The organism is Bradyrhizobium tropiciagri (assembly GCF_018130545.1).
GTDB lineage: Bacteria > Pseudomonadota > Alphaproteobacteria > Rhizobiales > Xanthobacteraceae > Bradyrhizobium > Bradyrhizobium tropiciagri_A.
Window position 1 is genome coordinate 414332 of record NZ_JAFCKF010000002.1, and the last position, 24546, is coordinate 438877.

Annotated in this window: 29 protein-coding genes and 1 tRNA gene; 19 read left to right on the forward strand and 11 right to left on the reverse strand. The window is 64.4% G+C overall.

The window, feature by feature from the left end; translation table 11 throughout:
• The first annotated feature begins 90 nt into the window (after positions 1–90).
• The 11 genes from JQ616_RS08550 (at position 91) to JQ616_RS08600 (ending at position 9683) form a co-directional block, all read left to right on the forward strand.
• Complete coding sequence (locus JQ616_RS08550; protein ID WP_212013662.1) at positions 91–642, forward strand: NADPH-dependent FMN reductase; 552 nt, start codon at positions 91–93, stop codon at positions 640–642.
• Positions 643–743: 101 nt separating this feature from the next.
• Positions 744–1061, forward strand: coding sequence for an FtsB family cell division protein (locus JQ616_RS08555; RefSeq protein WP_212013663.1), 318 nt, complete (start codon positions 744–746; stop codon positions 1059–1061).
• 159 nt (positions 1062–1220) lie between these two features.
• Positions 1221–2240 (forward strand): pyruvate dehydrogenase (acetyl-transferring) E1 component subunit alpha, encoded by a 1020-nt coding sequence (gene pdhA, locus JQ616_RS08560; protein WP_212013664.1) that lies wholly within the window; start codon positions 1221–1223, stop codon positions 2238–2240.
• A gap of 45 nt (positions 2241–2285) precedes the next feature.
• On the forward strand, positions 2286–3674 hold the full coding sequence (locus JQ616_RS08565; protein ID WP_212013665.1) for a pyruvate dehydrogenase complex E1 component subunit beta: 1389 nt from the start codon (positions 2286–2288) through the stop codon (positions 3672–3674).
• Between the two features lie 5 nt (positions 3675–3679).
• A complete protein-coding gene (locus tag JQ616_RS08570) occupies positions 3680–3985 on the forward strand; it encodes a DUF5076 domain-containing protein (protein WP_024583574.1) in 306 nt (101 codons plus the stop codon).
• A gap of 2 nt (positions 3986–3987) precedes the next feature.
• Positions 3988–5346 (forward strand): pyruvate dehydrogenase complex dihydrolipoamide acetyltransferase, encoded by a 1359-nt coding sequence (locus JQ616_RS08575; RefSeq protein ID WP_212013666.1) that lies wholly within the window; start codon positions 3988–3990, stop codon positions 5344–5346.
• 12 nt (positions 5347–5358) lie between these two features.
• Entirely contained in the window at positions 5359–5535 is a 177-nt protein-coding gene (locus JQ616_RS08580; RefSeq protein WP_212013667.1) for a hypothetical protein, read from the forward strand.
• Positions 5536–5778, forward strand: coding sequence for a hypothetical protein (locus tag JQ616_RS08585; RefSeq protein ID WP_212013668.1), 243 nt, complete (start codon positions 5536–5538; stop codon positions 5776–5778). It abuts the gene before it with no gap.
• Positions 5779–5795: 17 nt separating this feature from the next.
• Complete coding sequence (gene lpdA, locus JQ616_RS08590) at positions 5796–7217, forward strand: dihydrolipoyl dehydrogenase (protein WP_212013669.1); 1422 nt, start codon at positions 5796–5798, stop codon at positions 7215–7217.
• 177 nt (positions 7218–7394) lie between these two features.
• Positions 7395–8636 carry a threonine synthase gene (locus JQ616_RS08595; protein WP_212013670.1) on the forward strand — a complete coding sequence of 414 codons (1242 nt, stop codon included), beginning with the start codon at positions 7395–7397 and terminating at the stop codon, positions 8634–8636.
• A gap of 78 nt (positions 8637–8714) precedes the next feature.
• Entirely contained in the window at positions 8715–9683 is a 969-nt protein-coding gene (locus JQ616_RS08600) for a tripartite tricarboxylate transporter substrate binding protein BugD (protein WP_212013672.1), read from the forward strand.
• A gap of 181 nt (positions 9684–9864) precedes the next feature.
• Here JQ616_RS08600 and JQ616_RS08605 read toward each other — a convergent pair whose 3' ends face one another.
• Entirely contained in the window at positions 9865–12072 is a 2208-nt protein-coding gene (locus JQ616_RS08605; protein ID WP_212013673.1) for a lytic transglycosylase domain-containing protein, read from the reverse strand.
• A 301-nt stretch (positions 12073–12373) separates the two neighbouring features.
• On the opposite strand from JQ616_RS08605, the gene JQ616_RS08610 reads away from it, so the two are divergent.
• Together JQ616_RS08610 and JQ616_RS08615 are read left to right on the forward strand one after the other, a co-directional pair.
• On the forward strand, positions 12374–13222 hold the full coding sequence (locus tag JQ616_RS08610) for an SMP-30/gluconolactonase/LRE family protein (protein ID WP_212013674.1): 849 nt from the start codon (positions 12374–12376) through the stop codon (positions 13220–13222).
• An 87-nt stretch (positions 13223–13309) separates the two neighbouring features.
• A complete protein-coding gene (locus JQ616_RS08615) occupies positions 13310–13447 on the forward strand; it encodes a hypothetical protein (protein WP_212013675.1) in 138 nt (45 codons plus the stop codon).
• A gap of 30 nt (positions 13448–13477) precedes the next feature.
• Here the strand turns inward: JQ616_RS08615 and JQ616_RS08620 are convergent, their stop codons facing one another.
• Genes JQ616_RS08620 through dctP form a run of 3 tightly spaced genes read right to left on the reverse strand, consistent with a single transcriptional unit; the run spans position 13478 to position 16406 of the window.
• The gene (locus JQ616_RS08620; protein WP_212013676.1) at positions 13478–14836 is read right to left on the reverse strand and encodes a TRAP transporter large permease; all 1359 of its coding nucleotides are present in this window, start codon (positions 14834–14836) and stop codon (positions 13478–13480) included.
• Entirely contained in the window at positions 14833–15384 is a 552-nt protein-coding gene (locus tag JQ616_RS08625) for a TRAP transporter small permease (RefSeq protein WP_433995963.1), read from the reverse strand. Before JQ616_RS08625 ends, JQ616_RS08620 begins: the two co-directional genes overlap by 4 nt.
• Positions 15384–16406, reverse strand: a complete 1023-nt coding sequence (gene dctP, locus JQ616_RS08630; RefSeq protein WP_212013679.1) for a TRAP transporter substrate-binding protein — start codon at positions 16404–16406, stop codon at positions 15384–15386. The genes JQ616_RS08625 and dctP overlap by 1 nt, the downstream gene beginning before the upstream one ends.
• Before the next feature lie 317 nt (positions 16407–16723).
• Between dctP and JQ616_RS08635 the strand changes: the two genes are divergently transcribed.
• Complete coding sequence (locus tag JQ616_RS08635; protein ID WP_212013681.1) at positions 16724–16972, forward strand: pentapeptide MXKDX repeat protein; 249 nt, start codon at positions 16724–16726, stop codon at positions 16970–16972.
• 56 nt (positions 16973–17028) lie between these two features.
• Here the strand turns inward: JQ616_RS08635 and JQ616_RS08640 are convergent, their stop codons facing one another.
• On the reverse strand, positions 17029–17385 hold the full coding sequence (locus tag JQ616_RS08640) for a DUF6481 family protein (protein ID WP_212013683.1): 357 nt from the start codon (positions 17383–17385) through the stop codon (positions 17029–17031).
• Between the two features lie 205 nt (positions 17386–17590).
• Positions 17591–17815: a hypothetical protein gene (locus JQ616_RS08645; RefSeq protein ID WP_212013685.1), complete on the reverse strand. Its 225-nt coding sequence runs from the start codon at positions 17813–17815 to the stop codon at positions 17591–17593.
• A gap of 186 nt (positions 17816–18001) precedes the next feature.
• Between JQ616_RS08645 and JQ616_RS08650 the strand changes: the two genes are divergently transcribed.
• A complete protein-coding gene (locus JQ616_RS08650) occupies positions 18002–18178 on the forward strand; it encodes a hypothetical protein (protein ID WP_212013687.1) in 177 nt (58 codons plus the stop codon).
• A 142-nt stretch (positions 18179–18320) separates the two neighbouring features.
• Complete coding sequence (locus JQ616_RS08655; protein WP_212013689.1) at positions 18321–18608, forward strand: hypothetical protein; 288 nt, start codon at positions 18321–18323, stop codon at positions 18606–18608.
• Positions 18609–18684: 76 nt separating this feature from the next.
• Here JQ616_RS08655 and JQ616_RS39630 read toward each other — a convergent pair whose 3' ends face one another.
• Entirely contained in the window at positions 18685–18816 is a 132-nt protein-coding gene (locus JQ616_RS39630; RefSeq protein WP_283812628.1) for a hypothetical protein, read from the reverse strand.
• 253 nt (positions 18817–19069) lie between these two features.
• Between JQ616_RS39630 and JQ616_RS08660 the strand changes: the two genes are divergently transcribed.
• The 3 genes from JQ616_RS08660 (at position 19070) to JQ616_RS08670 (ending at position 21061) form a co-directional block, all read left to right on the forward strand.
• Entirely contained in the window at positions 19070–19285 is a 216-nt protein-coding gene (locus JQ616_RS08660; protein WP_212013690.1) for a hypothetical protein, read from the forward strand.
• 215 nt (positions 19286–19500) lie between these two features.
• Positions 19501–20415: a 2-dehydro-3-deoxygalactonokinase gene (locus tag JQ616_RS08665; RefSeq protein WP_212013691.1), complete on the forward strand. Its 915-nt coding sequence runs from the start codon at positions 19501–19503 to the stop codon at positions 20413–20415.
• A gap of 10 nt (positions 20416–20425) precedes the next feature.
• Positions 20426–21061 carry a 2-dehydro-3-deoxy-6-phosphogalactonate aldolase gene (locus JQ616_RS08670; protein WP_212013692.1) on the forward strand — a complete coding sequence of 212 codons (636 nt, stop codon included), beginning with the start codon at positions 20426–20428 and terminating at the stop codon, positions 21059–21061.
• Here JQ616_RS08670 and JQ616_RS08675 read toward each other — a convergent pair.
• From JQ616_RS08675 to JQ616_RS08690, 4 genes are all read right to left on the reverse strand, one after another.
• Positions 21058–21363, reverse strand: a complete 306-nt coding sequence (locus JQ616_RS08675) for a hypothetical protein (protein ID WP_212013693.1) — start codon at positions 21361–21363, stop codon at positions 21058–21060. The two genes, JQ616_RS08670 and JQ616_RS08675, sit on opposite strands and share 4 nt — an antisense overlap.
• Before the next feature lie 208 nt (positions 21364–21571).
• Positions 21572–21979 (reverse strand): Zn-ribbon domain-containing protein, encoded by a 408-nt coding sequence (locus tag JQ616_RS08680; RefSeq protein ID WP_249136584.1) that lies wholly within the window; start codon positions 21977–21979, stop codon positions 21572–21574.
• 1578 nt (positions 21980–23557) lie between these two features.
• Positions 23558–24283: a hypothetical protein gene (locus JQ616_RS08685; RefSeq protein WP_212013694.1), complete on the reverse strand. Its 726-nt coding sequence runs from the start codon at positions 24281–24283 to the stop codon at positions 23558–23560.
• A gap of 178 nt (positions 24284–24461) precedes the next feature.
• Positions 24462–24538: transfer RNA gene (locus JQ616_RS08690), tRNA-Arg, on the reverse strand.
• Between the last annotated feature and the right edge of the window lie 8 nt (positions 24539–24546).

Genomic DNA, 24546 nt, shown 5'->3' on the forward strand with positions numbered 1-24546 from the left:
GAATTGCGTGATCCATGCACTTGCATGTTTCTCGGCGCGCCGGTAGGTGAGGTTGGCCAGTTTCACGCGTAACCCGAGGGGAAATCTGTAATGGCCTATAACATCGTCACCGTCGTCGGCAGCATCCGCAAGGAGAGCTTCTCGCTCAAGATCGCCAATGCGCTGGCCAAGCTCGCGCCCGCCTCGCTGAAGCTCGACGTCACGACGCTTCAGGGCATTTCCTTCTTCAACCAGGACCTCGAGGCGGCTCCGCCGGCGGATTGGCTTGCCTTCCGTGAGAAGCTGCAGAAGTCGAACGGCGTGCTGTTCGTGACCCCCGAATACAACCGCTCGATCCCGGGCGTGCTGAAGAACGCGATCGACGTCGCCTCGCGGCCCTACGGCAAGAGCTCCTTCCTCGGCAAGCCGGTCGGCATCATCGGCAATTCGCCCGGGCCGCTCGGCGGCGTCAGCGCGGTGAAGCATCTGCAGAACATCTTGCCGGGCATTTCCGGGCCGATCCTCGGCCAGCCGGAAGCCTATCTCAATGGCGTCGGCGACGCCTTCGACGACAAGGGCGAGCTGACCAAGGAGTCGCTCAAGGGCGTGTTGCAGCAATATCTCGACGCTTTTGCCGCCTTCATCGCGAAGCAGAACGGCTAAGCTCTTTTTTGACGCGTTTGCTTCACGCGAACCGGTATCCACTTCGCTCGAAAACGCGCTCGTTTAGCGTTCGTTAACTCCATGGCCGCATGTTCGCGGCCATGGTTTCCCGTACACGCCTCAAATCGATTCTGTCCGGTCTCGCCCTCTATACGCTGGCGGCGCTGATGGTCGGCTATTTCGGCGTCAACGCCTACACCGGCAAATACGGCCTGAATGCGCGGCAGGAGCTCGACCAGGAAATCATCGCGCTGACCTCCGAGTTGGCGCGCTTGAAGAAGGAGCGGGCCGAGGGCGAGCAGCGGGTGTCGCTGTTGCGGTCGGACCGGGTTGATCCCGACATGCTGGACGAGCGCGTGCGCTTCCAGCTCGACTACGTCAACCCGCGTGATCTGGTCCGGATCAACAAGCCGAACTGACGCGTTCTCAAATTTCAAAAACGCTCGCGCGCTATCACAAAAATGTCGCGCCGCGCTGCAGTGCGGCATAGCAAAATTCCATCGGGCGAACGCAATCCTTCCAAGCCGATTTGAGTTGGGTTAGAGAGGGTTCTTCGACTTCTCTCACCCGGAATTGCCATGGCCACACCCAAGAAAACCGTCGCAAAGGAATCAGGGCAGGAGAAGGCTGGCTCGCCGCCGGAATTCTCCAAGGAGCAGGAGCTCAAGGCCCTGCGGGACATGCTGCTGATCCGGCGCTTCGAGGAGAAGGCCGGTCAGCTCTATGGCATGGGTGCGATCGGCGGTTTCTGCCATCTCTATATCGGCCAGGAAGCCGTCGTGGTCGGCATGCAGATGGCGCTGAAGCAGGGCGACGAGGTCATAACCGGCTACCGCGATCACGGCCACATGCTGGCCTGCGGGATGGAATCCCGCGGCGTGATGGCCGAACTGACCGGCCGCCGCGGCGGCTATTCCCGCGGCAAGGGCGGCTCCATGCACATGTTCAGCAAGGAGAAGCATTTCTACGGCGGTCACGGCATCGTGGGCGCGCAGGTGTCGCTCGGCACCGGTCTTGCGTTCGCCAATCGCTATCGCGGCAATGATAACGTCAGCGTGACTTATTTCGGCGACGGAGCGGCGAACCAGGGCCAGGTCTACGAGAGCTTCAACATGGCCGAGCTGTGGAAGCTGCCGGTGATCTACGTGATCGAGAACAATCGCTATGCGATGGGCACCTCGGTGTCGCGCGCGTCAGCCCAGCAGGACTTCTCCAAGCGCGGCGTCTCCTTCAATATCCCCGGCAAGCAGGTCGACGGCATGGACGTGCGTGCGGTGAAGGCCGCCGCCGATGAGGCCACCGCCTGGTGCCGCGGCGGCAACGGTCCGATCATCCTGGAGATGCAGACCTACCGCTACCGCGGCCATTCGATGTCCGATCCGGCGAAGTACCGCACGCGCGAGGAAGTCGAGAAGGTGCGCCACGACCAGGACCCGATCGAGCAGGTGCGCAACCGCTTGCTGGCGTCCGGCGTCAGCGAGCAGGACCTGAAGGCGATCGACGCCGAGGTGCGCGAGATCGTCAACGAGGCCGCCGACTTCGCCCAGCACGATCCGGAGCCCGATGCGTCCGAGCTCTACACCGACATCTACCGCTGATCCCACCCGCGCAGACGAATCTCAAGACCGATTTCGGGAGCTGATATGCCCATTCAAGTGCTGATGCCTGCGCTGTCGCCCACCATGGAGAAGGGCAACCTCGCCAAATGGCTGAAAAAGGAAGGCGAGACCATCAAGTCCGGTGACGTCATCGCCGAGATCGAGACCGACAAGGCGACGATGGAGGTCGAGGCCACCGACGAAGGCACGCTCGGCAAGATCCTGATTCCGGAAGGCACCGCCGACGTCGCGGTGAACACGCCGATCGCGACCATCCTGGCCGACGGCGAAAGCGCCGCCGACCTCGCCAAGATGCCAGCCGCTCCGGCGCCGAAGGCCGCCGAGGCCGCGCCTGCCGAAGCCAAGGCGGAAGCGCCGCAGCCCGCGGCGAAGGCGCCGGCCGCGCCGGTCAGCGAAGCGCTGCCCGATCCGGAGATTCCCGCGGGCACCGAGATGGTCACCCAGACCATTCGTGAGGCGCTGCGCGATGCTATGGCCGAGGAGATGCGCCGCGACGGCGACGTCTTCATCATGGGCGAGGAAGTTGCCGAGTATCAGGGCGCCTACAAGGTGACGCAGGGCCTGTTGCAGGAATTCGGCGCCCGCCGCGTGATCGACACGCCGATCACCGAGCACGGCTTTGCCGGCGTCGGCGTCGGCGCCGCGATGGCCGGGCTGAAGCCGATCGTCGAGTTCATGACCTGGAATTTCGCCATGCAGGCGATCGACCAGATCATCAATTCCGCGGCCAAGACGCTTTATATGTCCGGCGGTCAGATGGGTTGCTCGATCGTGTTCCGCGGTCCGAACGGCGCCGCTGCGCGCGTCGCTGCGCAGCACAGCCAGGACTACGCCGCCTGGTACTCGCAGGTACCGGGCCTGAAGGTGGTCGCGCCGTACTCGGCCGCCGACTACAAGGGCCTGCTCAAGGCCGCGATCCGCGATCCCAATCCGGTGGTCTTCCTCGAGAACGAGATGCTGTACGGCCACACCGGCGAGGTACCGAAGCTCGACGATTTCGTGGTGCCGATCGGCAAGGCGCGGATTGCCCGCGCCGGCAATCACGTCACCATCGTCTCCTGGGCGATGGGCATGTCCTATGCGCTGAAGGCCGCCGACGAACTTGCCAAGGAAGGCATCGAGGCCGAGGTGATCGATCTGCGCACCATCCGTCCGATGGATACCGAGACCGTCATCAACTCGGTGAAGAAGACCGGGCGTGCGGTCACGGTGGAGGAGGGCTGGCAGCAGAGCGGCGTCGGCTCCGAGGTCGCCGCGCGCATCATGGAGCATGCCTTCGACTATCTGGATGCGCCGGTCGCGCGCGTCTCCGGCAAGGATGTGCCGATGCCTTATGCGGCCAACCTGGAAAAGCTCGCTCTGCCGTCCGTCGCCGAGGTGGTCGCGGCCGCCAAGGCCGTGTCCTACCGGTAACGCCGATGGCCGGTCCCAAGGAGCAGCCGCTGCCGCCCGACGTGATGGGCCGCGATGACGCCATTGAGGTGCTGCGAGCCTTCGTGGTGGATGGCGGCCTTTCGATCGCGTTCCAGCGCGCCTTCGAGGAGCCGGACATGTGGGGGCTGATGCTCGTCGACATCGCCCGCCACGCCGCGCGCGCCTATTCGCGCGAGAGCGAATACACCGAAGACGAGGCGCTCGCGCGCATCGTCGAGATGTTCGAAGCCGAAATCGCCCGGCCGACCGACATGGGCCAAACCAAACCGCGATCGCAACAAGGTCACTGACAATGCCGATCAATATTCTCATGCCCGCGCTGTCGCCGACGATGGAAAAGGGCAACCTCGCCAAGTGGCTCAAGAAAGAGGGCGACAAGGTCAAGTCCGGCGACGTGATCGCGGAGATCGAGACCGACAAGGCGACGATGGAAGTCGAAGCGGTCGACGAAGGCACGATCGCCAAGATCGTGGTGCCCGAGGGCACCCAGGACGTGCCGGTCAACGACGTCATCGCCGTGATGGCCGGTGACGGCGAGGACGTGAAGGCGGCCGCCAGCGCCGGAGCGGGCGCCGCACCTGCGTCCAAGCCCGCCGAGGCACCGAAGCCCGCGGCCGCGCCTGCGGCAGCTCCCGCTGCGGCAGCAGCGCCTGCACCGAAGCCGGCCGCAGCGCCCGCAGCCGCGCCTCAGGCCGCGGCACCGGCCGCGCAAGCCAACGGCCACGCGCGTGTGTTTTCCTCGCCGCTGGCACGCCGGCTGGCGAAAGAGGCCGGCATCGATCTCGGTCGCATCACCGGCACCGGCCCGCATGGCCGCGTCATCGCGCGCGACGTCGACGATGCCAAGTCGGGCAAGGGCCTGAAGGCGCCGGCGGCTGCGCCCGCCGCGGGGCCGAGCATCGCGCCGTCGATGTCCGACAAGCAGATCCTGGCGCTGTTCGAGCCGGGCTCCTACGAGGTCGTGCCGCATGACGGCATGCGCCGCACCATCGCACAGCGTCTCACCGCCTCGGTGCAGAACGTTCCGCACTTTTATCTCACGATCGACTGCGACATCGGCAAGCTGCTTGCCGCGCGCGAGGAGATCAATGCGGCTGCGCCGAAGGACAAGGAGAAGAAGCCGCTCTACAAGATCTCGGTCAACGACTTCGTCATCAAGGCGATGGCGGTCGCGCTGCAGAAGATCCCGAACTGCAACGTCAGCTGGACCGAAGGCGGCATGCTCAAGCACAAGCATTCCGACGTCGGCGTCGCGGTGGCGATGCCGGGCGGCCTGATCACGCCGATCATCCGCAAGGCGGAGACCAAGACGCTGTCGACCATCTCCAACGAGATGAAGGATTTCGCCGCCCGCGCCCGCGCCCGCAAGCTGAAGCCGGAGGAATACCAGGGCGGCACCACCGCGGTCTCCAACCTCGGCATGTACGGCATCAATCACTTCACCGCGGTGATCAATCCGCCGCACGCCTCGATCCTCGCGGTCGGCTCCTCGGAGGAGCGTCCCGTCGTGCGCGGCGGCAAGATCGAGATCGCGAACATGATGAGCGTCACCCTGTCGTGCGATCACCGCGCGATCGACGGCGCGCTCGGTGCGGAGTTGATCGGCGCCTTCAAGCAGCTGATCGAGAACCCCGTGATGATGATGGTGTGACGGGCATCGGCCATGTACGCGATCGTCGGTCCGTACGTCCTGCTCGTCGCCATCGCCGTTGCGCTGCTGGTCGCGGTCAACCGCGACCTGATCTCGACGTTCCAGTTCCGGATCATGATGATCGGCGCAGCCGTGCTCGCCGTGGTGTGGACCGTATTCCTCGGTGCGGTATGGCAGGAGTACCGATGAATGGCCGGCTTGGCCCGCACGCGCTGGCCCTGGATCTCGCTGCTGCTGTCGGCCGCGCTGGTGTGCAATCCGGTCGGGTTAGATTTACTGCACTCCGCGTTCTTCGCCGGCGAGCAGCTGGCGCGGAACATCGCCCAGCCGATCGCGCTGACGGCCCTGGCCATCATGGCCATGGTGATCGGGCTCGAATGGCTGGTCAGGTCGTTGATCGCAAGAAGCCGCGCGCGCGGCGCCACAAATTGAGTTGAACGGGAGCCGCCATGGCCGACACATCCTTCGACGTCATCATCATCGGCTCCGGCCCCGGCGGCTATGTCACCGCGATCCGCGCCGCGCAGCTCGGCTTCAAGACCGCGATCGTCGAGAAATCCTATCTCGGCGGCATCTGCCTGAACTGGGGCTGCATCCCGACCAAGGCGCTGCTGCGCTCGGCCGAGATCTACCACTACATGCAGCACGCCAAGGATTACGGGCTGTCGGCCGACAATGTCTCGTTCGATCCGAAGGCCGTGGTGCAGCGTTCGCGCGGCGTCTCGAAGCGGCTCAATGACGGCGTCGGCTTCCTGATGAAGAAGAACAAGATCACGGTGATCTGGGGCGACGCCACGATCGATGCGCCCGGCAAGATCACGGTGAAGAAGTCGGCGGTCGAGGCTCCGAAGGGCGCTAGCGGCGAGGGCACCTACCAGGCCAAGCACATCATCGTCGCGACCGGCGCACGGCCGCGCGTGCTGCCCGGGCTCGAGCCCGACAAGAAGCTGATCTGGACCTATTTCGAAGCGATGGTGCCGGAGCGGATGCCGAAATCGCTGCTGGTGGTCGGCTCCGGTGCGATCGGCATCGAGTTCGCCTCGTTCTTCCACACCATGGGGGCCGACGTGACGGTCGTCGAGGTGCTGCCGCAGATCCTGCCCGTCGAGGATGCCGAGATCGCCGGTCTCGCGCGCAAGCGCTTCGAGAAGATGGGCATCAAGATCATGTCCTCGACCAAGGTGACGAAGCTGGAGAAGAAGGCCGACAGCGTGGTCGCGACCATCGACGACGGCAAGGGCCAGCCGCAGACCAAGGAATTCGAGCGCGTGATATCGGCCGTCGGCGTGGTCGGCAACATCGAAGGGCTCGGGCTGGAAAAGCTCGGCGTCAAAACCGATCGCGGCTGCATCGTGATCGACGGTCTCGGCAAGACCAACGTTCCCGGCATCTACGCGATCGGCGACGTCGCGGGCCCGCCGATGCTCGCGCACAAGGCCGAGCATGAGGGTGTGATCTGCATCGAGGCGATCAAGGGCCTGCACCCGCATCCGATGGACAAGCTGATGATCCCGGGCTGCACTTACTGCAACCCGCAGGTCGCTTCCGTCGGCCTCACCGAAGCCAAGGCCAAGGAAGGCGGCCGCGAGATCCGCGTCGGCCGCTTCCCGTTCGTCGGCAATGGCAAGGCGATCGCGCTCGGCGAGGACCAGGGCCTGGTCAAGGTGATCTTCGACAAAAAGACCGGACAGCTGCTCGGCGCGCACATGATCGGCGCTGAAGTCACCGAGCTGATCCAGGGTTATGTGGTCGCGATGAATCTGGAGACCACGGAAGAGGAATTGATGCACACCGTATTCCCGCATCCGACCCTGTCGGAAATGATGAAGGAAGCGGTGCTCGACGCTTACGGGCGGGTGTTGAATATCTGAAGCTCGGGATACGTCGCTGAATCCCGTCATCCTGAGGTGCGAGCGGAGCGAGCCTCGAAGAATGCACGGCCCGGATCTAACAGCGGGGTTCGTCGCCCTTCGAGACGCGCTTCGCGCTCCTCAGGGTGACGGGTCTGGCAGTGAAGACATCACGAAGAACAAGAAGGATAGAATCTCGTGAAAGACAACGACAACCTCACCATCGAACGTCCGACCTTCGTGACCCATCTCGAATGCGCGATGGAGGGCGATCATTATGCGGCCGACCAGGTCCATAACCTCTCCAAGGCCGGCAAGCCGCTGCTGGTGCGCTATGACCTCGCCGGCGTGAAGAAGGCGCTGACCAAGGACGCGCTGGCCCAGCGTCCAGCCGATTTGTGGCGTTATCGTGAGTTGTTGCCGGTGCGCAAATGCCAGGACATCGTCAGCCTCGGCGAAGTCACGACGCCGCTGATCCGGCTGCCGCGGCTCGGCGCCAAGCTCGGCGGCGGCGAGATCATCGTCAAGGACGAGGGACGGTTGCCGACCGGCTCGTTCAAGGCGCGCGGACTGGTGATGGCGGTGTCGATGGGCAAGGCGCTCGGCATCAAGCACATGGCGATGCCGACCAACGGCAATGCCGGCGCGGCGCTCGCTGCCTATGCAACCTCCTGCGGGATCAAGACCACGATCTTCTGTCCGGCGGATACGCCTGAGGTTAATGTCAGCGAGATCGAGCTGCAGGGCGCCACCGTCTATCGCGTCAACGGCTATATCGACGACTGCGGCAAGATCGTCGGCGAAGGCAAGGCCAAGGTCGGCTGGTTCGACACCTCGACCCTGAAGGAGCCGTACCGGATCGAGGGCAAGAAGACGATGGGGCTCGAGCTCGCCGAGCAACTCGGCTGGGACGTGCCCGACGTGATCTTCTATCCGACCGGCGGCGGCACCGGCCTGATCGGCATGTGGAAGGCGTTCGACGAACTCGAGAAGATCGGCTTCATCGGCAGCAAGCGCCCGCGCATGGTCGCGGTGCAGGCATCGGGCTGCGCGCCGATGGTGCGGGCCTATGAAGCCGGCACCGAGCATGCGGCGCGTTGGGAGGACGCTCATACCATCGCCTCGGGCATTCGCGTGCCACAGGCGATCGGCGACTTCCTCATCCTGCGCGCGGTGCGCGAGAGCAAGGGCTTTGCGATCGCGGTCGACGACGACAAGATCAGCGCCGCCCTCAACGAGGTCGCGCGCGAGGAGGGGCTGTTGCTCTGCCCCGAGGGGGCTGCGACCTATGCCGCCTACAAGGAGAGCCTCGCCGACGGCCGCGTTTCCAAGAGCGACCGCGTGATGCTGTTCAATTGTGCCAGCGGCCTGAAATACCCGCTGCCGCCGATCACCCGCGCGCTGGATCGGCACAAGCCGATCGACTTCTCGCAGTTCTGACGCCTCATCCGAAGGGCCATCTTGTCGAAAGGTGGCCCTTCGAAAATGATACGACAAAGAAGATTGAGGGAGCGCGTGATGCGGAAGCTGGTGCTGGCCGTGCTGGCGATGTTGGCGTTCACGAGAACCGTATCCGCGGAAACCTGGCCCGCGCACCCGATCACCATCGTGGTGCCGTTCGCGGCCGGCGGCCCCTCGGATGCGATGGCGCGAATCCTCGGCGAGCACATGAAGCAGTCGCTCGGCGAGGTGCTGCTGATCGAGAACGTGACCGGCGCGGGCGGCTCGATCGGCGTCGGCCGCGCAGTGCGCGCGGCGCCTGACGGCTACACGGTCTCGTTCGGCCATCTGGGTACGCACGTCGCCAATGGCGCGATCTACAAGCTCGGCTACGATCTCGTCACCGATCTCGAGCCGGTGGTGCTGCTGCCGAGCAATCCGATGATCATCGTCAGCAAGAACGCGGTGCCGGCGAAATCGCTGAAGGAGCTGTTGGCGTGGCTGAAGTCCCGGCCGGAGCCGCCGACGGCGGGTACCGCCGGCGCCGGCAGCGGCAGCCATATCGCCGGGCTGTATTTCGAGAACGTCTCCGGCATCAAGCTGCAATACGTGCCGTATCGCGGCACCGGACCTGCGTTGAACGATCTCGTCGCCGGCCAGATCGACATCATCGTCGACCAGACCTCGAACTCGATCAACCAGGTCCGCGGTGGCAACATCCGCGCCTATGCGGTGACCGATTCCAAGCGCGTGCCGAATGCACCCGAGGTTCCGACGGTCGACGAGGCCGGCCTGCCGGGTTTCCACATGACGCTGTGGTCCGGCCTCTGGGTCCCCAAGGGGACGCCGAAGGAGATCGTGGCCAAGCTCAACGCCGCGGCGGTCGCGGCGATGGCCGACCCGGCGGTGCAGAAGCAGCTCGAAAATCTGGGCTTGCAGATGCCACCGAAGGACCAGCTCACTCCGGAAGCGCTCGGCGCCTGGCAGAAGGCGGAAATCGCGAAGTGGTGGCCGATGATCAAGGCTGCCAACGTCAAGGTGGATTGAAGGCGCGCGCTTTCTTTCACGCCGTCCGGGCCTGGTGCGCAATTGCGCACGGGGGCCAGGACCCATACTCCGCGGCCTTGGCAAAGGGCATGCGGCCCGACGATTTTCAACCAACCGATAGCGGTGGTTATGGGTCCCGGCTTTCGCCGGGACGACGTTGCGCTCTTGCGGCGGGTTTATCTCACTGCGCCGGCGCTGCGTTGCTCTCCTGCGTCACCACGCGTTCGCCGTTCTTGGCCAGCGCCGCGCCGGCGTCCTCGAACCGCGCCTGATAGACCGCGAAATTCTCCATCACGCGCTGCACGTAGTTGCGCGTCTCCGAGATCGGGATCCGCTCCACCCAGTCGACCGGATCGACCTTGGGATCGCGCGGGTCGCCATAGGCCTTGATCCAGTCGCGGACGCGGCCGCGGCCCGCGTTGTAGCCGGCGAAGGTCATGATGTGGCAGTTGTGATATTCCGACAGCAGCGCGCTGAGCTCGGCCGCGCCCATCTGGGTGTTGTAGACCGGATCGGACACCATCCGGCTCCAGTCATAGCTGACGCCGAAGCGCTTGGCGGTGTCGCGGCCAGCCTCGGGCGTCACCTGCATCAGCCCGACGGCGTTGGCCGCCGATTTGTCGCGCTGGTCGAACGCGCTTTCGGTGCGCGCGATCGAGTAGGTCATGCTGCGCCCGATATCCGGGGCGATCGGGGTGTGCTTGGGAATGCCGATCACCGGGAAGGCGTAATGATCGAAAGCGAAGCCGCGCCCGAGCGCGATCTTGCCGATCTGCAGCATGGCGCGGGCATCGTTATGGCGGCCGGTGAGCTCGCCGAGTGCCTCGAGCATGCCGACATCGGTGCTTTCCTCGGCGAGGTCGGCTGCGAAATAGAGCACGATATCCGGTTCGCCGATCGCATAGAGCATGTCGGCGGCGCGCACGCGCTCGTCGGCCGCCATGCTGCCGGCGCTGGCGGCCGGCGAGGGGGCGCGCAACTCGACGCCACCATCGCTGCCGAGCCTGGCCAGCGCGAGCTGGCCGTAATAGGCGGTGGGGTACCTCGCTGCGGCCTGGTAATCGGCCCGCATCGCCACGGTGTTGCCGACTGCCTCGGCGGCGCGGCCGCGCCAATAGGCGGCGCGCGCCAGCACCGTCGGGTTGGTCTGGCCTTCGTCGATATGCGCGAAATGCGCCGCGGCGGTCTTGGCGTCGTCGAGATAGCGCAGCGCGATCCAGCCGCGCATGAAGTGCATGTCGGAGCGGTAATAGGGATTGTCCGGCGCCGTCGCGCCCCGGATCACGTTATAGGCCGCCTGGTATTCGCCCTGGTCGAGCAGCTTGCGGGAGAGGATGCGCCGCTCGCGCCACCACTGGTCGGTGTCCTGTTGCGCCATCGTCTCGGGCGCCGCCGCGATCGTCACGCGCGCCGCATCGTCGATCCGGTTCTTCGCAAGCAGAAACTGGATCCGGCACAGCGTATAGCCGAGATCGCTGCGGGCATCGGCCGGCACGTCGTTGAGCGTGTCCTCGGCCTTGCTGGATTGACCGCGGACCGCCCCGCAAGCCTTCACGATCGCGAGCTCGTCGCTGCCGAGGTGCTGGGCCGCGCGCCGGGCGCCGGCGAGATCCTTGGCGCCGATCCGCTTGTCCATGCGCGCGCGATGATCGTCGCGTGTCAGCAGGTCCTTGAACGCGTCGTAGGCGTCGCTCTCGGTGCGGTCCAGCAATTCCTCCGAACGCCAGGCCTCGCGCACCAGCCGGGTGGCGCCGTCGCGGTTGCCTTCGGCGAGCAGGGTGCGGGCGAGGGCGAACTTGCCCTTGGCGCTGATCGGCTGGTCGAGGGTGAAGCCGTGCACCGTGGCCGGATCGCTGCGCTCCTGCCACATCCGCGCTTCAGCGCGTTTGCGCAACAGCGTGACGCTCGGCCAGTCCGGGTTGGCGGTGATGAACGCCGCATAGCGGCTGAACGGCGCATTCGATTCCGAATGGCGGAGCAGATACCACTCGACGAGCTTGCGCCCGACCGGGTCGGTGATCTTGGCCTGAATATCTGTCGCGTCGTTGGTCTTGCCCCGGCGCGCGGCGAGGATCGCGTCCCTGACCATGGCGAGATCGCCCGACAATTGCGGTCCGGCGGGTTTCTCCGGTTCTGCCTGCGTGGTCTCAGCCGATTTGGACGGAACGGATTTGGCCTTGGCGGATTTGTGTTTGTCGGCGCCATGCCTGGCGTGCCGGCGCTTGCCGGACGCACTCTCGCGCGTCGCCCTGGCGCCATGCGCCTTCTTGTCGCCGTGGCCGCTCTTGGCCTGGTGTTGGTGATGCGACTTGGCGTCTGCTTTAACGGGAAGCAGCGCGAGCGCGGCGGCGGTGGCGAAGCACGCCAGCGGACGTAGGCAACGGTTCATTCCCTGGTCCCCCCTGAGAAACCATGAGGCACAAACAGAACGCGTCATACGGCGGCACAACCGCCGCAGATTACCACTACCCTCGATTCTCGAGCGTTAATGCGCCTGCAACTCAACAGGGAAACGCGGCGAAATATGGAATATGACGCACGGAACCCGAGGGAACCGGGGTTTTTACGGGTGAAAGCGGACAGGCGGCACCGCACTTTGCCGGGTTCCACCGGAGATGTATCTTCGTAGAAGGTGCTGCGCTGGGGTTGAAGATGTCACGGACCGATCATTCATTGCCGGCTGGGGCGTCATGACGGCTGGCCTCACGACCATCCTTGACGGTGGCCGCTATTTCGAGGGCCCGCGCTGGCATCGCGGGCGGCTCTGGTTCGTCGACTGCATGGCGCGGACGCTGCTCAGCATCAGTCCGTCCGGCGACTTGCAGGAGCATGCCGCGGTGACCGACGACACGCCGTGCGGCCTCGGGGTGCTGCCTGATGGCGACATCGTCATGCTGACGATGTTCAGGAAACGACTGCTGCGGTTTTCCGACCGGGGTCTGTCGCTCTATGCCGACCTCTCCGAGGTCGCGGCCGGCACGATCGACGACATGATCGTCGACGGGCAGGGGCGCGCCTGGGTCGGTGATCTCGGCTTCAATCTGCCGCCGCCGGAGGGCCGCGGCGCCGTCGGCCGGATCATCCTGGTGATGCCCGACGGCAGCGCCCGCGTCGTCGCGGACGGTCTGCGCTTTCCCAACGGCATTGCCGTTTCCTCCGACCACCGGCGGCTCGTCGTCGCCGAAATGGATGGCGCCGGTCTTGCCGACTACGACATCGCGCCGGATGGCGCCTTGAGCCTTCGCGGACGGCTCGGTCACATGAGCGATCCCGACGGCATCTGCCTCGACGCCGATGGCGCGGTCTGGGTCGCCTCATTCACGGAAGACGCCTTCGTCCGGATCGGCCGCGACGGTGTCGAGTGCGCGCGCATCAACGTACCCGGCCGCCGCGCGCTGGCCTGTGCGCTCGGCGGTGCGGAGCGCAGGACGCTGTTCTGCCTCAGCGCTGAGACGTCCTATGAGGAGTTGCGGAAGGGCAAATCGGTGTCGCGGATCGATGTTGTCGAGGTCGATACGGCTGGTGACGGCTATCCCTGAACCGGCTGCCGGCATCGCCCGCAGGCATCCCGGGGCTTGTGTTTCGTTCCCTTTTTGTTCATATTGGTCGCTTCAGGAGGCGCCGCCATGGACGTCGAGCGCGACCGCGAAATCATCAGGCTGTGGAACGAGCTGCGCCGGCTGCAGCGCGAGGGACGTCCGACAGCGGTGCTGATCCGCCGGATCGAGCAGGCGCTGGCGGCAAGGGAACAGGAGGCGGCCTAAGAACCGCTACGCACGCCCCCCGATGACGAGCTAGCGCCCGCCGTCCGGCCCCATCACCAGGTTCGGCAGCCAGGTCGAGATCTCCGGGAAAAAGCACAGCATCAGCACCGCGAACATCATCAGCAGCACGAACGGCAGCGTGCCCCAGATCACCTCGCTCAGCGGGATGTCGGGGGCGACGTTGCGGATGACGAAGATGTTGAGGCCGACCGGCGGATGGATCAGGCCCATCTCCATCACGATGGTCATCACGACGCCGAACCAGATGATGTCGAACTCGGCTGCGCGCAGCGGCGGCAGGATGATCGGCGCGGTCATCAGGATGATCGAGACCGGCGGCAGGAAGAAGCCGAGCACGATCACCATCACCAGGATCGCAAACAGCAGCTCCCAGCGCGGCAGATGCATCGCGACGATCGCCTCCGCGGCCGACTGCGAGATGTGCAGATAGCTCATCACGTAGGAATACAGCAGCGACATGCCGATGATCAGCATCAGCATGGTCGACTCGCGGATAGTCGATTTCAGGATCGGCGACAGCTCGCTGGGTGTCCACACGCTGTAGATCACAGCGATCAGCCCGAGCGCCAGCAGGCCGCCGAGGCCTGCGGTTTCGGACGGTGTCGCGTAGCCGCCATAGAGCGCGATCATCACGCCGGTCAAGAGCAGCACGAACGGGATCACGCGCGGCAGTGCGCTGAAACGTTCGGCCATGGTGAACTCGTCGCGCTGCAGGATAGGCGCATCCTTGCCGGTCGCCTCATAGGCGGCCTTGGCCATGGCGTATTCCTTGCGGAAGCGGAACACGGCGTAAAGGCCGAACAACGACACCAGCAGCAGTCCCGGGCCGATGCCGGCGAGGAACAGTCGCCCCAGCGATTTTTCGGCGGCGACCGCGAACAGGATCATCGTGATCGAGGGCGGCAGCAGGATGCCGAGCGTGCCGCCGGCGGCGATGATCCCCGCGGCAAAGCCGCCGGAATAGCCGCGCTTGCGCATCTCCGGAATGCCGGCCGAGCCGATCGCCGAGCAGGTCGCAGGCGAGGAGCCGGCCATCGCCGCGAACAACGCGCAGGCGAACACGTTGGCGACGCCGAGGCCGCCGGGCACGCGGTGCAGCCAGGCATGCAACGCCGAGTAGAGATCCTGGCCGGCCCGCGATTTGCCGATCGCCGCACCCTTCAGGATGAACAGCGGGATCGACAGCAGGGTGATCGAGGCCATCTCCTCGTAGACGTTCTGCGTCACCGTATCGAGCGAAGCCGCCGGCATGTAGATCGCCATGAACACGACCGCGACCGCGCCAAGCGCGAATGCGATCGGCATGCCGGAGAACATCGCGAACAGGGTGGCAAGCCCGTAGGAGATACCAATACCAAACACGGTCATCGGCGCGCGCCACCAGTCAACGGAACGAGGATTTGCAACAGCAGCTGCACGCAGAGCAGCGTCATGCCGAGCGCCATCAGGCCATAGGGGATGGCGAGCGGCGGCGACCACATCGAGTTGGACACCTGGCCGTCGACATAGGCCTCGTGTGCCAGCGTCCAGGACTTCCAGGCAAAGAAGGTGCAGAACGCAAGGCTCGCGACATCGACCAGCCACAGCCTGATGCTGTTGGCGCGCGGCGAAAGCAGGCCGACGAACGCCTCGATGCTGACATGGCCGCGCTGGCTCTGCACATAGGCCGAGGTCATGAAGGTGGCACCGACCAGCAGGAACACGGCGGCCTCGTCCTGCCAGTAGTTCGGGCTGTGGAACAGGGCGCGGCCGAGCACGCTGTAGCTCAGGATCGCGCAGGCCGCGATCAGGGCGAGCGCAGCGAACACCACGATGATGTTGTTGCAGACGGACAGCGCACGCCCGAGCAGGGCCACAGGTGTATTGCCGGTGGCCACGCTCGAGGTCTCGGCTTGATCCGCGACCGGACCGTGCATCATGCGGCGACGTCGCTCGCGAGCTTGAGCAGGTTCGCGGCCGTCGCCGTCTTGGCGCCGTAGTCCTTCCAGGCGGTGTCGCGCGCGATGTCGCGCCACTTGCCGACGGTGGCGGCATCGAGCGCGCTGACCTTGGCGCCGGCCTTCTCGTAGACCTTGGCGACTTCGGCGTCGTCGTCCTGCGCACCCTTGCGGCCGAAGGCCTCGAGCTCGGTGCCGACCGCGAGGATGATGTCCTGCTGGTTCTTCGGCAGCTTGTCGAAGATTGCCTTCGACATCATCAGCGGCTCCAGCATGAACCAGTAGGAGGCGCCGGCGCCCGAGGTCAGCGACTTCGCGACCTCCTCGAGGCGGAACGAGATCAGGCTGGTGGAGGAGGTGATGCCGGCATCGCAGGCACCGGTCTGCATCGCGGCGTAGATCTCGTTTGAGGGCACCGACAGCACGGCGGCGCCGGCGGTCTGCAGCACCATATCCATCTCGCGCGAGCCGCCGCGCACCTTGAGGCCCTTGGCGTCTTCCGGCGCCACGATCGCCTTGGAGCGGCTGGCAACGCCGCCGGCCTGCCAGACCCAGGAGATCAGGAGAATGCCCTTGTCGGCGAGGAAGTCGGTCAGTGCCTTGCCGACCGGCTCCTTCTTCCAGCGCAGGCCCTGGTCGTAGGTGGTGACGAGGCCTGGCATCAGGCCGATATTGGTCTCCGGCAATTCGCCGCCGGCGTAGGGCATCGGATAGAGGCTGAGATCGAGCGCGCCCTTGCGCATCGCGGAGAACTGCGCGTTGGTCTTGATCAGCGAGGAGTTCGGATAGACCTCGGCGGTGAGGTCGCCGCCCGAGCGCTTGGCGACCTCAGCCGCGAACATCCGGCACAGCCGGTCGCGGAAGTCGCCCTTGTCGATGGTGCCGCCGGGAAACTGGTGCGAGATCTTCAGCGTGGTCGCGGCATGCGCGGTACCGATGCCCATCCGCAGCACGGCGGGGGCGGCGAGGGCGGAAGCGAGGACGTGGCGGCGTGAGAGCATGGTTGTTTCCCTGAAGAGCTTCTTGAGTGGCTGTTAGGCCGGCGCGGAGCCTTAGCTTAGCCGGTCTTCGCGTGAATTTTCTCTAGTCTGATAGTTCGAGGCGCCCTGATAGTGCGAGCCGACAGGCAGCAGCAAGTCTTGCTGTTGTTGCGGCGCACACTGCCGCGCCGGTGCTGCGGCGCCATTCAACCCGCGCGGGCACGCGCCGTGCAGCTTCAAGAATTTGTTATTGGAGGTAACAACGGGCGTTGCAAGTGCGTCGAGCAGAGAGCGGCAAGTCGTCGCGCTCACATTCGACCAGACAAGGGATCATCATCATGACCACCAACACCCGCCTCGGCCTTTCCGCCGCGCTGCTCTCGTTCAGCCTTGCGTTGGCGCCCGCCGCCTTTGCTCAGGACAAGATGGGCAAGGACGACGCGATGAAGAAGGAAGGCACGATGTCCAAGGATTCGATGTCCAAGGATGCCATGAAGAAGGACGGTGGCATGATGAAGAAGGACGACGCCATGAAGAAGGACGGCGGCGCGATGATGAAGAAAGACGACGGCATGAAGAAGAACTGACCGCCGCCACCGCTCATCGTTGGCAGGCCCGCCGGCGTGGCGGGCCTGGTTGAGCCTTAGCGCTTCTTCTTGCCGCGCTCCTTGCGAGCCGCATAGCGCGCGTCGCGCTTGGCCTTCTGATCCGCGAGCAGCGCCTCCTCGCGGGCGGCTTCCTCTTCCTTCTCGCGCGCGATGCGGGCGGCCTCGGCTGCAGCGGCCTCTTCCTCGAGGCGCTTCTGTTCGGCCTTCTCGGCTTCACGGGCCTCCTTGGCCTTGGTGCGGCGTTCGGCGATCGCCGCACGCTCCTCGGCACGGGCCTTCACGGTCGGATCATCGGCTCCCGGCTGGGAGCGAAACTTGTTGAGGAGGTTTTGCCGCGCCTGCAGCGCCGCCTTTTGGCGGTCGGCAAAACCCGGTTCCTTGAAGCCACTCATAGAGGAAGCCTTGCTGCTTTCTGTTCGGGTGATGGATGGGGTTGGTTCGGGGCTTCAATAAGTGAACGGCGGCGAAATTGCCAGTGGCGAACGGATGGTTGTGGAGCAAGGGTGATATGAGCTGATAGCAAATGGTGGGTGGTGTTGACTGCCCCGCTAGGCCGCCGGCGTGGTGAGTGGTTGGTCACCGAATCTGCCGCAGCGTCTAGCCGCGCTGAAACTGCTCACGCCGCCCGTTGCCGAGCACCTTGGCGACCGTCTCGGCGGTCATCGCGCTCCGGTCGGAGGCGCGCTGGGATTCCAATCTGTCGCGGGCCTTTTCGGAGATCAGGAGGCTGATCAGCCGCAGCCTGCTGGTCTCGTCGATCGCTTCCGAGAGCAGCTGCCTGTAACGCTGATAGTCGTAGGTCGTTGCTTGCTGTTCGCTCACTGGCACGCCCCGCACACGCGCTCCATTTCTGCGAACAGTGTTTCGCGAGTCGTGACAGCCCGCAACGGAATTGCAGTGCTTATTGCTGCGAGCAAGCATTTCGCTGTGCAACTGTTGCAGAATTGATCGCACCCAACCGTGCAAATCGTCATGATGCACGCGTTGCAACTGGGAACCGAAACGAGGATGAGCGAACCCGAAGACGGAGGCAGCCGCCGGGGCGCGCTGATCGGACTGCTGGTGGCCGCAGTCATGCTCGCGGTCGGACTTTGGCTTGCGCATGACCTGACGGCGGCGAGCAAGATGCAGGACTGCCTGATGTCGGGCCGGACCAACTGTAACGTGATCGAGCCGGCACGCTGACCCATCTTGTGGCAGTGCAATATCGATCCCACATCCACCCCAAAGATCAGGGCTGATCTGTTTGGTGCCGGTTGTGATTCCAGTCACAGGCGGACAGGCGGGGTGCCCGATCGAATCCCAGAGATCGGCGGGAACCAAAGCCATGATATCCAAGCTGTGGTCCGGAAAGGGCGCGGCGCTGGCTGCCGCAGGTGCGGCGGGTGCCGTTTTGGTAGCGTATCTCTCCCTGGCGCTGGCGTCGCCCGAGCCGGTGTCCAGCGCGGCCCTCGGGCCGGCGTGGCAATGCAGCCGGGTGGCGTTCGTGCTCACAACATGCAGCCGAACCACCGAGACCGAGCGGGAGGCGAAGGCTGAAGGAGGCGTCAGGCCAGCGGCCGAGGTCCAGGCGATCCCGGTGCGGGCGAAGGACGATTGTCCGCCGGAACTTTAGATCTTGCTTTCTGACGCGTTCGCTTGCGCGGATTCGGAACGCTCTCACCGGCGGGCCGCGGCGGCTGCGTTTCCAATTATTTCTTGGAGGTGCCGCGCGACTTGATCGACAGGCCGAGGCGCATCGCCATCTTCTTGATTCGCTCGGGCGAGCGGCCGGTGGCCTTCACGACCTCTTCCAACGATTTGGAGGAACGTGCCAGTTCCATCAGTCGTCGGTCCTCCTTGAACGACCACCGCGGCTTTCGGGCCATCTTGTTGGTATCCTTGCGCATTGCTGGGCAACAAAGCCGCCAGGCGGGGTCGCCTGACGGCCTTGCCGGTGTGGGCCCGGACCTTGGGGAAATGTCCGGTGGATAAGCAATACTGCTTCCGGATAAGGTCGCAATTGAAACCGGAATTTAACCTAACCCATCAAGGTTACTCGCAAAGTCACTTGGATAGAGCGTGGCAGGAGGCCTTATGCGCAAGGTCGCCATTTTGAGTGCCGCAGCACTTTTGCTGTCCGGTTGCTGGCCCGACCCGGAGGTCACGGGATCGACCAACAGCTGCGCGGCCAATCTTTATAGTCAGTACAATCCCAAGGCCATGGATCAGTGCGTCAATGCCTGCATCAAGTGTGACCACGGCAACGTCACGACCTGCACGACCTCCTGCACGCTGAAGGGCGCGCGGTAATCGCACGGCGCCGATGCCTCTGAAGGCTTGCCGGCCCGCGGCGGCGTGTGGCCCAATCTCCGAATTCGATGGCTCCAAGCCGCATGGTGCCGGTGGGATTTGCCGCGTGGCGTCGCGATAATTGCGCGTCTTGCACGGCGCGATGAACGCCTTTATCGCCACTGGGCAGCGGCGCAGTCGGCGCGCCGGAAACTGAGAGCGTGGAACCGAACGCGATGAGCGATCCTTCCTATGTCGCGGTCGATTGGGGCACCAGCAGCTTCCGGCTCTGGCTGATGCAGGCCGGCGGCCAGGTGCTCGGCGAACGCCGCAGCGATGAGGGCATGACGGCAGTCGCCAAGACCGGCTTTGCGGGCGTGCTGCAATCGCATCTCGATGCGCTCGGCGTCACGGCCGATCTGCCTGTCGTGATCTGCGGCATGGCGGGCGCGCGGCAGGGCTGGGTCGAGGCCGGTTATATCGATACACCTGCGCATCTCTCCGACATCCTCAAAGGCGCTGTCGCGGTCAGCGGGCAGGCGCGTGACATCCGGATCCTGCCCGGGATTGCACAGCGCGATGCCGCGGCGCCCGACGTGATGCGCGGCGAGGAAACCCAGTTGCTCGGTGCGCTTGGTCTGGACAAGGCCGTTGCGGCCGATGTCTGCATGCCAGGAACGCATTCCAAATGGGTGCGGATGCGCGGCGGAACGGTCGAATGCTTTGCGACCTTCATGACCGGGGAGTTGTTCAGCGTGGTGGCGCGCGACACCATCCTGGCGCACGCCGTCGCCGGCGCGGAGCAGGCGGTCGATGGCGATGCGTTCCGCGCGGCCGTCGCCGAGGCGTTCGCCGCACCGGCGCTCGCGGCCAATCTGCTGTTTCGAGTGCGATCGCGGCAGCTGCTGTTCGGCGGCAGCGCGCAGGCCGCGCGTGAGACGATCTCGGGCACCTTGATCGGCATCGAACTGGCCGCCGGGCTGACGGAGCGCGAGCGCGCGACGCCGGTGACGTTGATTGCGTCCGGCCGGTTGCAGCGGCTCTATCAGATGGCGCTCGAAGCGCTTTCGATTCCGTTCAATGTCATGGATGCGGAAGAGGCGGTGCGCCGCGGCCTTGCCGTCGCCGCGTCGGCGATCTGGAAGAAGTGAGGATCAACGCATGAGCATTCCGTTTCCGCCGATGCAGCGTCCGCTGGTCGCGATCCTGCGCGGCATCAAGCCCGAAGAAACGTCTGATATCGTCAGGACGCTGATCGAGGCGGGCATGACGGCGATCGAGATTCCGTTGAACTCGCCGGAGCCGTTCCGTTCGATCGAGATTGCAGCGAAGCGCGCGCCCGCCGATGTGCTGATCGGCGCCGGCACGGTGCTGACGGCGGCAGATGTCGATCGTCTCCATGACGCCGGCGGCCGCCTCATGGTATCGCCGAATGTCGATGTCGACGTGCTGGCCCGCGCCCGCGATCACGCGATGGTCACGCTGCCCGGCGTGTTCTCGCCGACGGAGGCGTTGCTGGCGGCACGCGCGGGGGCCTCGGGCCTGAAATTCTTTCCGGCGAGCGTGCTCGGTGCCTCCGGTATCACGGCGATCCGCGCCGTGCTGTCGCCAGATATGATGATCGCCGCCGTGGGCGGCGTCTCCGACCAGAATTTTGCCGAGTATGTGAAGGCCGGGATCCGTGCATTCGGTCTCGGCAGCAGCCTTTACAAGCCGGGCATGACGGCCGCGGAAATCGCTGTCCGGGCCAAGCTGACGATCGATGCATATGACAGGGCCGTGCAGGGCGCCGGCTAATCGTCCCGCTTACCGCCGTCGATGACCCGGAACAGCGGCGCTGCCTTGCGGGGATCTTCGAGCAATTCCTCGACCATCGCGATCGCGGCGGCGACGTATTTTTCCGTCGCCGCATCGAGCGGCCGTTCGGCTTCGTCTGTCAGCGCGAGCCTGGCGCCCTCGAGCAGCTTGCGGGTGCGGCCGGCAGATTCATCACCGGAGGTGAGGGCGGCGCGCGCAATCGATCGCAAGACGAACAATTCGCCTTCCAGCCGCAGCAGGCGGTCGTTCAGCTTGCTCAGGACAGTGTTCAGGTTCCGCATGACGTCCTCTCCGGGCGTTGGATCATCTTCCTTACACGGTCATTCCTGACGAAATTCTTGTGCCGGCCCACACCATCCGGTTCGTTGAGCAGCGTTCCGGCTCCGCACGGGATCGATCGCAGCGTCCGGGATGTGATCAAGCGCAAGCGGACTGACAGATGCTCGCCGAATTGAAGGCAGGGCGGGAGAGCGGCCGGCAGCGCCAAACTCAATCGTCGTCCTGGTCTTCGCTGCTTCGTGCGTTCGATCGCGAGCGGCCGCCATACTGCCGGGGAACGGCCGCGGTCTTTCTTGCGCTCACACTCTCGCTCTCGCGCATGTCCTTGCGTGCGCGCCGCGCCATTCGCATCGCGCGCTTGATGTTGGCATCGTGCGAGTCCTCGTCGAAGAAAAGGACGATCTCGCAGCTTGGGCACTGGCGCGAATAACCGTTTTGCAACCGCTTGGCTCGGTCGCGAAAGACGTTCTTGCACCGTGTGCAGCGGATCTGGACGGAGTCTTCCATATCGATCCCGAAATATCGACGAACAATGAGCGGGCTTACAATCTCCTTGAGGAAGCAATTCCGGATTAAGAAATCGCGAAGCCTATCGCTGGCGATCGCGGCGGAATTCAAATCTGCGATCTCACGGATAGAGCGTCTCGCTGTTCAAATGGCGTCGGAACTTTGTTCACGCACGGAGAACTACGGAATGGAGTCGTGCGCTGAATGAGAAATAACGGAGCGCGATTTCAGGGCGGACGGTGAACACAAAAGCCGTGAACACCAAAAGAAAGGCCTCAGCGCGTGGGCCACGCCGAGGCCAAGTTGACACTTTGGTCGTGAGGCACCGTCACCGACGCCTCAGCGCTTAACCTACCTTTGTTTCTCACCAGCAAAATAGCCCATATGGGCCATGATCGTTGATCGAGGACGTGCAGATCTGGCGCCATCAGGATGTTGCACCACCTGGGCCGATGCCAACGCCGTCCGCAGATATTTCAAGCGGGCGGCGTTGTGCTTTCGTGCGCCGCATGTCGCGCCTGCACGCTGTCGCCAGTCTTCGATTGCTGTTCGGCGGTATCGATATGCGAACCACCGCATGTCGCGACAAGCCAAGTTCGATCCGGGTTGGCTGGCGGCCTCGTGATAGCCAATTTGGGACATGCGCCTTGGCACAAAGTGTGCACACTTGAGGCTGTCAGGATTTTGCATGACCTTCCTGGGGCTAGGGCCGACGCCGTCCGCATATATTTCAAGCGGGCGGCGTTGTGCATTTTGCAGGTTGGTGCACACCGGCCGCGTGCAAAGGCCACCAGGTAAGCGACGATCAGTCAGCGGCGATACATCGTCGTCTCGGTCGCCACGTCGATACTGGATTGATGGTCGAATGGCTTGCTCAGGCAAGTGAACTTCGGAGCCGCACAGCAAACAGGGCAAACCCCAACGCGCGGTCCTGGCAACGCCAGGCCGTTGGGGTCACCAATGATGGACGTGTCCTGAAAACTACGCCGCCGGGCTCGAAATCTATTGTCCCGGCGGCGCCCTGTTCCAATCTGGGCCCGCAATCCCAGTGATAGTCTGTCTGCAGGAGCGGCATCAAGGTTCGACGACACCGGAGTCTTACGGGGGCTAGCGTCTGGCGACCATCGGGTGTTGGCTGCTGACCTTATTGTGCCCGGGTGGCGGTCCGATCGTCGCCCAGACCACCGTCGCGATCGCCATCGCAGTCAGGATGGCGCCCGCCAGGGGCTGATCGCTCTTCATGCTCCGCCTGATCAAATATGATGCTCGAGCTTCCGCATCTCGTGCAGGCGCGCCAGGCAAAAATCCCGATACAATTCGTTGATGAAATCCCACATGACCGAATCCCCTTTGGTCCAATGCTAGGACGCTAGGCCGGGTTTGTTTCCGGCCGGCTTCGCGGCTTGCGGAAAATGGTTTCATCGAGGGGACGTCTGGCGATCATAGGACGCGGATCCGCGCTCCTCCGGCTTCCTCGCGCGCAATGCCGGCATTCAGGAGCTGATCGAGCAGACAAGGCGTGACCGGCGACGAGGTCCGGGGTACCGCTTTTCTCCAAGTTGCCGGCGTTCTGACGAAGGCCCTCGGGGCTTCGGCGCTCGCGGGTCTTTCGTTTTGAGCGTCCTTCACGCCGGGAATAGAGCGCCGAACATGGGCTGCAGAAACAGGTGGCATCCGACGGACGCCACCTCAGCCGAGACGAAGCCGAAGCGGAGATACAGCCAGGCCCAGAGCACGCCGGGCGCGACGTAGCGGATTGCGTCGTAGAAAAGGAGCGGAGCCGTCACCGGCTCCAGAACAGCCACGTTCATCGCGATGTTGACGCACTGTGCGAGGACCATTGCCGCGGCGATTCTCGAGGAAGGCGCGCATCATGAAGACGATGATCCGCACATATGTCGGTAGCTGGAAAATCTCGACGACTTCTCGCCGCAGCGACGCTCTGAAAAAATAGCCGTCCAGCACCGCGACATAGATGGCGACCGCCAGCGCAGCCGCCGCGCTGATTATAATTGGGCTGCCGGCGCCGTGCCCCTGGATGCGGAGACCGCATCCTGATCGTGAAGCCGCCAGCCAGCCGACCCAGGCCACCGCGGCAAGCAACACAACGCGGGCAAGTGTGCTTCCGAATGTTATAGCGTCGAAAATCGCGTCGAATGGTGCGACGGCGGCGATCATGCATCCGATCGGCATGACCCAGCCCAGTGCGGGATCGAAAAGGCGCGCCTCGGAACGATGCGGCTGCGAGCGAGGGCCGTGCTCGATCTGTCGAAATCCCAAACCTGCCACCGCGGAAATGTATTTTACCTTGAAATGGCGCGAAGCGTATCTCGCGACTGCCGCGCGAGCAATCCAGGCCGCTGCCGCGATAGACCCTTCCAGCAATGGCTGGCGCAGTCGCTGTCTCCGAATCATGCGACGGCACCAAGACCCAGTTGCGGCTGCAGATGCCGGTCGCGGCATTCGAATGTGCGCACGGCAACACGCGTCACGGACGCTCTGCAAGCCGATGTGCCCCACCAGAACAGACGTTCCAAAAAGTGGGTCGCTTTAGGGTAAATTGCCGAGTGATTTCAGCGCGTGATTGGGGCCTTGGCGATCCCGGCAGGATTCGAACCTGCAACCCGCGGAGTAGAAATCCGCTACTCTGTCCAGTTGAGCTACGGGACCGTGCCGGC

Bases quoted from the DNA above. Each gene is read 5' to 3' on its own strand.
- JQ616_RS08550 (WP_212013662.1), top strand. From the start codon at position 91: ATGGCCTATAACATCGTCACCGTCGTCGGCAGCATCCGCAAGGAGAGC.
- JQ616_RS08555 (WP_212013663.1), top strand. From the start codon at position 744: ATGGTTTCCCGTACACGCCTCAAATCGATTCTGTCCGGTCTCGCCCTC.
- pdhA (WP_212013664.1), top strand. From the start codon at position 1,221: ATGGCCACACCCAAGAAAACCGTCGCAAAGGAATCAGGGCAGGAGAAG.
- JQ616_RS08565 (WP_212013665.1), top strand. From the start codon at position 2,286: ATGCCCATTCAAGTGCTGATGCCTGCGCTGTCGCCCACCATGGAGAAG.
- JQ616_RS08570 (WP_024583574.1), top strand. From the start codon at position 3,680: ATGGCCGGTCCCAAGGAGCAGCCGCTGCCGCCCGACGTGATGGGCCGC.
- JQ616_RS08575 (WP_212013666.1), top strand. From the start codon at position 3,988: ATGCCGATCAATATTCTCATGCCCGCGCTGTCGCCGACGATGGAAAAG.
- JQ616_RS08580 (WP_212013667.1), top strand. From the start codon at position 5,359: ATGTACGCGATCGTCGGTCCGTACGTCCTGCTCGTCGCCATCGCCGTT.
- JQ616_RS08585 (WP_212013668.1), top strand. From the start codon at position 5,536: ATGGCCGGCTTGGCCCGCACGCGCTGGCCCTGGATCTCGCTGCTGCTG.
- lpdA (WP_212013669.1), top strand. From the start codon at position 5,796: ATGGCCGACACATCCTTCGACGTCATCATCATCGGCTCCGGCCCCGGC.
- JQ616_RS08600 (WP_212013672.1), top strand. From the start codon at position 8,715: ATGCGGAAGCTGGTGCTGGCCGTGCTGGCGATGTTGGCGTTCACGAGA.
- JQ616_RS08605 (WP_212013673.1), bottom strand. From the start codon at position 12,072: ATGAACCGTTGCCTACGTCCGCTGGCGTGCTTCGCCACCGCCGCCGCG.
- JQ616_RS08610 (WP_212013674.1), top strand. From the start codon at position 12,374: ATGACGGCTGGCCTCACGACCATCCTTGACGGTGGCCGCTATTTCGAG.
- JQ616_RS08615 (WP_212013675.1), top strand. From the start codon at position 13,310: ATGGACGTCGAGCGCGACCGCGAAATCATCAGGCTGTGGAACGAGCTG.
- JQ616_RS08620 (WP_212013676.1), bottom strand. From the start codon at position 14,836: ATGACCGTGTTTGGTATTGGTATCTCCTACGGGCTTGCCACCCTGTTC.
- JQ616_RS08625 (WP_433995963.1), bottom strand. From the start codon at position 15,384: ATGCACGGTCCGGTCGCGGATCAAGCCGAGACCTCGAGCGTGGCCACC.
- dctP (WP_212013679.1), bottom strand. From the start codon at position 16,406: ATGCTCTCACGCCGCCACGTCCTCGCTTCCGCCCTCGCCGCCCCCGCC.
- JQ616_RS08635 (WP_212013681.1), top strand. From the start codon at position 16,724: ATGACCACCAACACCCGCCTCGGCCTTTCCGCCGCGCTGCTCTCGTTC.
- JQ616_RS08640 (WP_212013683.1), bottom strand. From the start codon at position 17,385: ATGAGTGGCTTCAAGGAACCGGGTTTTGCCGACCGCCAAAAGGCGGCG.
- JQ616_RS08650 (WP_212013687.1), top strand. From the start codon at position 18,002: ATGAGCGAACCCGAAGACGGAGGCAGCCGCCGGGGCGCGCTGATCGGA.
- JQ616_RS08655 (WP_212013689.1), top strand. From the start codon at position 18,321: ATGATATCCAAGCTGTGGTCCGGAAAGGGCGCGGCGCTGGCTGCCGCA.
- JQ616_RS39630 (WP_283812628.1), bottom strand. From the start codon at position 18,816: ATGGAACTGGCACGTTCCTCCAAATCGTTGGAAGAGGTCGTGAAGGCC.
- JQ616_RS08660 (WP_212013690.1), top strand. From the start codon at position 19,070: ATGCGCAAGGTCGCCATTTTGAGTGCCGCAGCACTTTTGCTGTCCGGT.
- JQ616_RS08665 (WP_212013691.1), top strand. From the start codon at position 19,501: ATGAGCGATCCTTCCTATGTCGCGGTCGATTGGGGCACCAGCAGCTTC.
- JQ616_RS08670 (WP_212013692.1), top strand. From the start codon at position 20,426: ATGAGCATTCCGTTTCCGCCGATGCAGCGTCCGCTGGTCGCGATCCTG.
- JQ616_RS08675 (WP_212013693.1), bottom strand. From the start codon at position 21,363: ATGCGGAACCTGAACACTGTCCTGAGCAAGCTGAACGACCGCCTGCTG.
- JQ616_RS08685 (WP_212013694.1), bottom strand. From the start codon at position 24,283: ATGATTCGGAGACAGCGACTGCGCCAGCCATTGCTGGAAGGGTCTATC.